The sequence below is a fragment of the uncultured Hymenobacter sp. genome, from assembly GCF_964242765.1.
Lineage (GTDB): Bacteria > Bacteroidota > Bacteroidia > Cytophagales > Hymenobacteraceae > Hymenobacter.
The window spans coordinates 1-7780 of record NZ_CAXTBM010000122.1 but is presented as its reverse complement, the minus strand read 5'-3'; the positions used below and the strand labels follow the sequence as shown (position 1 = coordinate 7780).

The following is a 7780-nucleotide window of genomic DNA, read 5'->3' as shown; positions in this document are numbered from 1 at the left end:
CCTTCGAGTACGGCGCGCCGCCCCACGGCGGCATCGCCTTCGGCTTCGACCGCCTGTGCAGTCTCTTCGGCGGCGCCGATTCCATCCGTGACTTCATTGCCTTCCCGAAAAACAACTCCGGCCGCGACGTCATGATTGATTCGCCCTCGCCCATTTCGGAAGTGCAGCTTAAGGAACTGAGCATTAAGACGGCAGTGGTGGGGAAGTAGAACCCAAGCGTTATTGACACGAAAGCGGCGCCTGATGTATCAGGCGCCGCTTTCTGCTTTTTACGTGCAAACTATTCTTGGTTCAAGTATTGTTGCTTCGATACGTAATTAGATGTTTGTCTAAATAACTAATTGTTTTGAACGCTCTCTTTAAAGCCCTCAACGACCCTACCCGGCGCGCCATTCTGGAACTGCTCCGCGAACAGTCGTGCACGGCCGGGGAAATAGCCGAACATTTTCAGTTCTCGAAACCGACCATTAGCCACCACCTCGATCTACTCCGCCAGGCCAACCTTGTATCCAGCGACAAGCAAGGCCAATTCGTCACCTACACGCTCAACATGACCGTGCTGGACGAACTACTGGGTTGGCTGTTGCAATTCAAGTTATGAGAAAGCAATTATTGAAGGGAGTGTTAATAGCCTTAGTTGCACTGCTGCCTTTGTTTTACTGGTACTATCTCAGGCCAACGCTGCTAGCTCAAATTCCTCGGCATTACACCAACGGCCATGCAGATGGCTTTACCAGCCAGCAATGGCTGTGTGAGTTAGCTTGGTTACCTGTGGTGCTGTACCTGACCTTGACGTTTATACCACAGATACACACCCTACAGTTTGGCTGGTGGCGAAGCCGCCGTCAGCGGCAGCTACGAGCAGTAGTAGTTGCTGCCGCTAGCTGTATAATACTTGCCATTATGTATCGAGCAGCCCACACCAGCTTATCAGTACTTCCATGAAAACTTCCTTCTCCATCCGGCACTTGCTCACGCTATTAGCCCTGGCGCTGCCTTCTCTGTATTTAGTGTACACATGGAACGCACTGCCCGCGCAGATTCCTACGCATTTCGACATCAGCGGCAATGCCAATGGCTACACAAGCAAGCAGAACATCTGGATAGTATGTGTCCTCTTGCCGCTGAGTATTTACTTATTGTTCCTGTTTATTCCCCGCTTCGACCCCAAGCAGTGCCTCGATGCCAGCAACCCCAACTATCATGAAGCTGACACTGGCGTTTGTGGGGCTGTTGAGCGGAATAGGTATTTATTGCTTGTACGCGACATTGCATCCGGCCTTAAAGCCGGGTCGGGGCATAGCCCTGGTGTTGGGGCTGTTTTTCGCGCTGGTGGGCAACTACCTCACTACCGTGCAGCCCAACTACTTCGTAGGCTTCAAAACGCCGTGGGCGCTGGAGTTTCCGCGCATTTGGGTGCGCGTGCATCGTTTAGGCGGCCGGTTGTTCTTTGCTAGCGGGGTGCTGAGTGCGGTGCTGGCGTTAGTGCTCCCGGTGCAAGTGGCTACGGTGATGCTGCTGGTGGGTGTCTTCGCGTCGGTGGCGGTGGCGGTGGTGTACTGGTATTCGTATTGGCTATACAAGAAGGAAATGCAGGCCGCTAATGCAGGATAGTAACCTGCTGCCGAAGTGCTTGAGCCTTCATACAAAAAGCGCTACCCTTTAGCTAGGATAGCGCTTTTTACGTTCCGAAACTGATACGACAGGTTGCTTTGGGTTATAGCTTCACTTCTTTCTCGTTGTCGTCGAGGAGGCGGTCCATGATTTCGTGATAAGGGTCGACGGCGACGGAGGCGGGCTTCTGGTTGACGATAAATTGCAGCTTGTTGTCGCCGGCTTTGAGGCGGTGCTTGGCGAGTAGGAGTGGTGCGACGGGCTTTTTGTCTTTGGCAGGCTCGGGGAAGATGGCGATAGGCAGATAGTCGTGGAGAGGCGCAGGGCGCTGGTTGCCGAGGCTATCGGCGTAGAGCTTCTCGCTGTGCACCGTGAAATTCACTTGGTAGCGGCCATCGGATAACTTCTTGGCGGTGGCGGCTGTCACGCGGTTATTGTAGAGCGTAATCCGGTCGAAGAGGTCGGTGAGCATGTTTTGCATGGAATCGGGCGCGGCGCGGCGCAGATAGCCGATGAACTCGGGCGAGTTGGTATAGGGCGGGCCTTGGAAAGCCACGGCCTTCACGTAGTCGCGCAGGGCGCCGTTGAGCTTGGCTTCGCCCATATAATCCTGCAAGGCATACATCACCACCGAACCTTTACGGTAATGTATGTAGGGCTGATTCTCAACCAGTGCGAGCGGCACTTCTTTCTTCTGCTCCAGAGCCCGGCCGGTGAGGTAGCCGTTCATGTCGAACTTCAAAAACTTGCCCATTTTGGCGGCGCCATAATGATGCTTCATTACCATCAGGGCGCTGTATTCGGCCATGCTTTCGGCCATGAGTGTGCTGCCCTGCACATTGCCGCCAATTACCTGATGAGCCCACCACTGGTGTGCCACTTCGTGGGCCGTCACGTAGAGCGGGTAGTCGATATCGTCGGGGTTATCATCATCGACGCGGGCAACAAAGCCGATGGCTTCCGAAAACGGGATGGTGTTGGCAAAGCTTTGCGCGAACTGCTGGTAGCGCGGAAACTCTAGAATGCGCACCTGCTGGTGCTGGTAGGGCGAGAAGTTGGCCGAGCAATACGCCAGGGCTTCTTTGGCGCCGGCGGCCATGCGCTCGAGGTTATAGGCGTGGCCGGGTTGGTAGTAGATTTCAATCGGGATGGTGCGGTGCCCAGCGGTGTCCACCCACTTATCGGTGTACTTCTGGTAGCGGGCCGAGAGGAAGGTGTAGAAGTTAAGCATCGGCCGGTCCATCTTATAGGTGAAGTAGCGGCGGCCATCTTTCAGCCACTCCTTCTGCAAGTAGCCCGGCGCCAAAGCCGTTTGGTCGGCGTCGGTGCTCACGGTCGTTTCAAACCGAATCCAATCCGCATCGTTGCTGATATAGGTGTTCTGGCGAGCCTTCAGGTTGTTGACGGGGGCCATGCGAGGTTTGGGCTTGAGGCCGTAGTTTTTACGGTCTTGGTCGCCGGATAGCTCCGCATCTTCGCGGTAGCCAAGGCCAGGCAAGTAGTTGGAGCTAACGAAGGTACCATTGCCTACGATGTCGGTGTTGGGCCGGTCGTTGGGGAAGCCGCGCTGCTGGTAGTGCAGCTCCAGCGTGAGGGGCAGCGAGTCGCCGGGGGCCAGCGGACGGGTGAGGCGGTAGATTCGGAAGCCGAGGGTGGTATCATTGAGGGCCAATGTGGCTTGGCCGGGCGCACCGAGTGCCAGTTGCCGTACGCGCGGGTTCTGCTCGGCGGGTAAGCTCACAATCACCGTATCGAGCGGCTGGCTGTGGCGGTTCACCACGGTCATTTGGCCCTTGAAGTGCACCGCCCGAATGCTAGGATAGATGTCGGTGTTCAAACTTACGGCCGTAATGCGCGGCTGCGGTACATCCTTGAAGCGGCGGTACTGCTTTTCGTAGCTCACTTGTAACTTTTCCTGCTCTTTAGGCGTGAGGTACTCGTTGAGAATGTTGGTGTTGTAGAACACGAAGCTGCCCGCTCCTACGGCTATCAGCAGCCCTAGCGCCAAGGCCGCCGTGCTGCCCATGCTCCAGCGGCGGCGTGCTTCACGCAGGCGTTGGCTGGTATCGGTGCCGCGCACCCACAGCAGGTTGGCCGCCAGTACCAGCAGAATAGCCACGCCCACCCAGAACAGCTTGGTCCACCAGAAACCAGGCAAAAACGAGCCGTAACCGTTCATGTCGGAATACGGCAACTGGGAGCTGCCGCCGTAGCTGAGCAGCCGGTGCGTGAGGCCAAGCTGCCCGCGAAAGATGTTGGCCAGATAATAGACTACCAGCACGAAATGCCCCACATACTTGTTGTTGACGAGCACCTGCACCACCATGGCCAGCACGCAAAGTAGCAGTAAGTACGGTAGCGTCAGCCCAAACAGGGCCTGCACATACAAGCCAATCTCGTAGTGGAAATAGCCCTTGAACGTCTGGACCAGCAGGCCGCAGAGCAGCACCACCATCAATAGCACTACTTGCACCAGCCCAAGCGCCGTAAGCTTGCTCAGGAACGGTACCCAGCTCGGCACCGGCACGGCGTCGGCAATCTGGGCTACGCCGGCGTCCCGCTCGCGCCACACCAACTCCCCACTGTAGTAGATAATGATAATCAGCAGAAACAAGAAAAACGTGCCGCTCAGTACGCTCACCACTTCGCCCGTTACGGGATAGGTGGTGGTGTCGAACATCTTGCCGATTTGGGCAGCATTGGCCAGCAGAAAGATGACGCCCGCTGCTACAATGGCCACGAAATACACGCTGCGCACAATGCCCCGGAATTCCAGCTTGGTCAGGCTCCAATATTGCCGGAGGTGCATGCCGGCCGTGAAAAGCTGCGTAACCTGCGGCAGGCGAAGGCTAGTGGCTAAGTTCTGGGTGGGCAGTGCCAACTCAGTTGCCAACGAAGCCGCTTTGCGCTTACTAGGGGCTTTGTCGGCGGCAAAAGCAGAAAACCGGAACCGCGCGTAGCAGAAAGCCAGCAAGCTCAAGGCCACGCTCAACCACACGGCCCGGTTTAGTAGCACAAACGAATTGAGCGGCAGCAGGCGGCTGTTCTTCTCGGCGGCCGTCCAGTAACGAGTGGTTAGTTCGAGGGCGCCGATGCTAAAAGCATCAAGCGCGGCCACTAGGTGCTCGTTCTTGAGGTCGGAGATATAGGCGCTGGAAACCAGGTAGGCCACCAGTAGCACCACGGCGCCAATGTAGGTGCTCAGAATGTTGCGGGTGAGCGTGGCCAGCGTGAAAAACACCGCTCCTGTAAAGAGCAAATTGGGTAGCACAACCACCACGTAAGGCCAGAAGTAGGAGCCCGCTGGCGCGCTCGGCAAGAATCGGTCAGCTTCCACCCAGGGCATCACGCCCGCCAGGGCCGCGCCCACTCCAATGCCGCTGAACACCAGCACGGCAATCAGGTAAGAGCCGAAAAAGCGCCCACCCAGATAGCCCCATTTACTGATGGGCGTGGTATAGAATAGCGGGTGCGTGCGGTATTCAAAGTCGCGGTACACCGGGTTGCCCATCAACGAGGAGGCAATGATGATACCGAACACGCTGATAATGGTGAAGACGATTTGCAGCGAAAACGGCGAGTTAATTTTCACTGATTGCCCATCACCGCCAAGCCCAACCCGAACTGCCGAGCCGAAGCCACCCCCGGCCGCTGTCACCAGCAAAAAGGTCATCAGCGCCAACAAACCAAAGTAAATCCAGGTGGCTGGTCGCCGCAGCCGGTATTTAAGTTCGAAAAGAAGTATGGAAAGGAACATAGCGTAGTTAACTCCGACTGTCAGCCGGGTGAATGAAGAAGTGCAAGCAGAAATAAGTGGGCAGAATAGCCTGACAATCAAAAGATTGACGTTACACTTGGGCTGCCGCTACCGTTTGCTGCCCTGTAATCTGTGCGAAGTACACGTCTTCCAAGTCTGGCGCTACGGCTTCAAATCCGCTATCCGGCGCGGTGGGGGCTAACACGTGCACCACCGTTTTGCCGGCAAACAGGCGCGAGCTGATAACGTTGTGGCTGGCTTGCAAAGCGGGTAGCTCGGTTTTCTCGATCAGCTTGCGCCATACCTTGCCTTGTAACTCGTTGATCACCGTAAGCGGGTCGCCGGTGAGCAGCACTTCGCCTTTGTTGATGATGGCCATGTGTCGGCACAGGTCGCTCACATCCGACACGATGTGCGTACTCAGAATAACCACCAGGTTCTCACCAATCTCGCTCAGCAGGTTGTGGAAGCGGTTGCGTTCGGCGGGGTCGAGGCCGGCGGTGGGTTCGTCCACGATAATAAGGCGCGGATTGCCGAGCAAAGCCTGGGCAATACCGAACCGCTGCTTCATGCCGCCCGAATAGCCCCCTACGTGCTTTTTGCGCACGTCGTAGAGGTTGGTTTGCTGCAACAGCGCCGCTACCATTTCCTTGCGCTCTTTGGCGTTGGCAATGCCTTTGAGCACCGCAAAGTGGTCGAGCAGTTCCTCGGCCGACACGCGCGGGTACACCCCAAATTCCTGCGGCAGATAGCCCAGCACACGGCGCACCGCTTCTTTGTCGCGCAGCACATCAATGTCGTCCAGGTAGATGGAACCGGCGTCGGCGTCCTGCAACGTGGCAATAGTGCGCATCAAACTGCTTTTGCCGGCTCCGTTGGGACCCAGCAAGCCGAACATGCCGTTTGGAATTGTCAGCGTTACGTTGCGCAGTGCCTGCGTGCCGTTGGGGTAGGTTTTAGATAAGTTCTCGATGACAAGCGGCATGCGAATAGAAAGTAGGAGTGGAAGAGAGAAAGTAGAAGTACTAAAGAATAAGCCTCTTAGCGGCCTGTGCGGGGACCAAAAGCGGGTTTGGCAGCGAGCTAGTGAAGTGGAACAGTCTGGCAGAATCAAGACGAGCGGTTACCTAGCTGTTGCTGTATCGTTGGAAGAGCCGCCACATTACACCACCTATATATAAAGCTATAGATACCCCGAGCAAGCTAACAGTTGCTCAGCAGCAGTAGGCTATGAGAACTTCAGTAAATTAGGGTCGTCGAATATTATTTGGGTGAAGGTGGAGGAGGATAGCTATTATACCGACGAGCTTGGAATATCCGTGAGGGACTATAGCGCGCTCTTGGTGTTGCTGCTGTTGCTGCTAAGTGCAGGAGCAAGTGCGCAGCCCGTGGCACGCAGTGAAAGCGCAACTCCTTCGCCAGCCTTTCGCACGCTTACCACCGCCGATGGGTTGGCTGAAAACAGCGTGTATGCCATTGTGCAGGACCGGCGGGGTTTTCTGTGGGTGGCCACCCAAGATGGGCTATGCCGCTACGATGGGGTAGGATTTCGCACCTTCCGCAACGATGCCCAGCGCCCTTCCAGCCTCGGCAGCAACTTCGTGCTGGCGCTCTGCCAAGACCAAGCTGGCAACCTATGGGCCGGCACTGGCGGCGGCCTTTCCTGCTACACTCCCCGCACCAACCAGTTCCGCACGTACCGCGCCGCCCCCGGCGATTCCAGCGGGCTAACCGACAGTTTTGTCCGCACTGTGCTCTGCGACCGACAAGGAAATGTGTGGGCCGGCACCGAGAGCGGCTTGCACCGCTTCAACCCCGTTACGCAGCGCTTCACGGTGTTTCGGCATCAGCCGTCGGCCGGCGCGAGTGTCCGCTACAACGCGGTGCGCGCCCTGGTTCAGGACCGGGCCGGCACCGTGTGGGTGGGCACGGGGGAAGGCCGCATCAGTTACTTCGATTCTGGCCGTGGGCAACTGGTACCAGATGCACGCCTGCGGTCCACTAGTGCCATTACTGCCCTGTGCGCCGACCGGGCCGGTGGCCTATGGGTAGGCACCGAAGCCCAGGGTCTACACTACCTGCCAGCAACTGGCGGAACTGTTCGCAGCTTTGGGCCCGGTAAGCAGCTTGGTAGCCTGCCGGTTGGACGGATCAGAACGATATTGGAAGACCAGAGCGGAACGATATGGGTGGGTACTACTGAGGGTTTGTGCCGCTACGATGCCAAGACCGGCACGTTTCATCGGTTGCAGCACCAACCTCGCAACTCTCGCAGCCTTCCCGAAAACACGGTGCAAGCGCTAGGGCAGGACCGATCTGGCCTGTTGTGGGTAGGCACCGAGGCCGGCCTGAGTTGCGCCAATCTGCGCCCCACAGCTTTTGGCAGCCTCGATACAGGAACTCCCGGAC

6 protein-coding genes and 1 pseudogene are annotated in these 7780 nt (G+C 57.1%); 5 read left to right on the top strand and 2 right to left on the bottom strand.

Annotated elements, in window-relative coordinates; translation table 11 throughout:
• The 4 genes and pseudogenes from ACFE7X_RS24670 to ACFE7X_RS24655 all read left to right on the top strand — a co-directional run.
• On the top strand, nt 1-209 hold a 209-nt coding region (locus ACFE7X_RS24670), incomplete at its 5' end, for an amino acid--tRNA ligase-related protein (protein ID WP_375438339.1).
• Nucleotides 210-346: 137 nt separating this feature from the next.
• Entirely contained in the window at nt 347-601 is a 255-nt protein-coding gene (locus ACFE7X_RS24665; protein WP_375438338.1) for an autorepressor SdpR family transcription factor, read from the top strand.
• Between the two features lie 340 nt (nt 602-941).
• Nucleotides 942-1106: pseudogene (locus tag ACFE7X_RS24660) on the top strand (DUF1648 domain-containing protein); the annotation flags it as partial.
• Between the two features lie 97 nt (nt 1107-1203).
• Nucleotides 1204-1614 (top strand): SdpI family protein, encoded by a 411-nt coding sequence (locus ACFE7X_RS24655; RefSeq protein WP_375438337.1) that lies wholly within the window; start codon nt 1204-1206, stop codon nt 1612-1614.
• 103 nt (nt 1615-1717) lie between these two features.
• Here ACFE7X_RS24655 and ACFE7X_RS24650 read toward each other — a convergent pair whose 3' ends face one another.
• Both ACFE7X_RS24650 and ACFE7X_RS24645 read right to left on the bottom strand, forming a co-directional pair.
• Nucleotides 1718-5371: a M1 family aminopeptidase gene (locus tag ACFE7X_RS24650; protein ID WP_375438336.1), complete on the bottom strand. Its 3654-nt coding sequence runs from the start codon at nt 5369-5371 to the stop codon at nt 1718-1720.
• Between the two features lie 91 nt (nt 5372-5462).
• On the bottom strand, nt 5463-6356 hold the full coding sequence (locus ACFE7X_RS24645) for an ABC transporter ATP-binding protein (RefSeq protein ID WP_375438335.1): 894 nt from the start codon (nt 6354-6356) through the stop codon (nt 5463-5465).
• Nucleotides 6357-6714: 358 nt separating this feature from the next.
• On the opposite strand from ACFE7X_RS24645, the gene ACFE7X_RS24640 reads away from it, so the two are divergent.
• Nucleotides 6715-7780 (top strand): two-component regulator propeller domain-containing protein (locus ACFE7X_RS24640; protein ID WP_375438334.1); only part of this gene is annotated, 1066 nt, incomplete at its 3' end.